Source organism: Methylovorus mays, from assembly GCF_020531915.1.
Classification (GTDB): Bacteria; Pseudomonadota; Gammaproteobacteria; order Burkholderiales; family Methylophilaceae; genus Methylovorus; species Methylovorus mays.
This window is the reverse complement of the sequence record NZ_JAJAVG010000011.1, coordinates 1-970: the sequence shown is the minus strand read 5'-3', so window position 1 is coordinate 970 and position 970 is coordinate 1. Positions and strand designations below refer to the sequence as shown.

At 54.9% G+C, this 970-nt stretch carries 1 protein-coding gene; it reads right to left on the bottom strand.

Annotated features, from left to right (window positions below; translation table 11 throughout):
• Positions 1 to 970: elongation factor Tu (tuf, locus tag LG203_RS14320; protein ID WP_456085645.1), on the bottom strand; the 970-nt coding region annotated here is incomplete at both ends.

Below are 970 nucleotides of genomic sequence, written 5' to 3'. Positions count from 1 at the left end.
GTTGTCGCCTGGCATTACCATTTCGGTACCTGCTGGCAGCTCTACTGCACCAGTTACGTCAGTGGTACGGAAGTAGAACTGTGGACGGTAGCCATTGAAGAATGGTGTGTGACGGCCGCCTTCGTCCTTGCCCAGCACGTAGATTTCTGCGCTGAACTTGGTGTGTGGCTTGATCGAACCGGTCTTGGCCAATACTTGACCACGCTCAACTTCTTCACGCTTGGTACCACGCAGCAGAACGCCAACGTTGTCGCCTGCTTGACCTTGGTCCAGCAGCTTGCGGAACATTTCTACGCCCGTGCAGGTGGTCTTCAGGGTTGGCTTGATACCTACGATTTCGATTTCATCGCCAACCTTCACAATACCACGCTCGATACGGCCAGTAACTACAGTACCGCGACCAGAGATGGAAAATACGTCTTCTACTGGCATCAGGAAGGTGCCGTCAACAGCACGCTCTGGCGTTGGGATGTAGCTGTCCAGCGCATCTGCCAAACGGAAGATGGCAGGTTCGCCGATTTCAGATTGGTCGCCTTCCAGCGCCTTCAGGGCGGAACCCTTGATCACAGGGATGTCATCGCCTGGGAAGTCGTACTTGGAGAGCAGTTCGCGGATTTCCATTTCAACCAGCTCGAGCAGCTCGGCGTCATCCACCATGTCAGCCTTGTTCATGAACACGACGATGTAAGGTACGCCAACCTGACGTGCCAACAGGATGTGCTCACGGGTTTGTGGCATCGGGCCGTCAGCGGCTGAACAGACCAGAATCGCGCCGTCCATCTGCGCAGCACCGGTAATCATGTTCTTAACATAGTCGGCGTGGCCTGGGCAGTCTACGTGAGCGTAGTGGCGAGTTGCAGTTTCGTATTCAACGTGCGCGGTGTTGATGGTAATACCACGTGCCTTTTCTTCTGGCGCCGCATCGATCTGGTCGTATGCCTTGGCTTCACCACCAAACTTCTTCGACAGA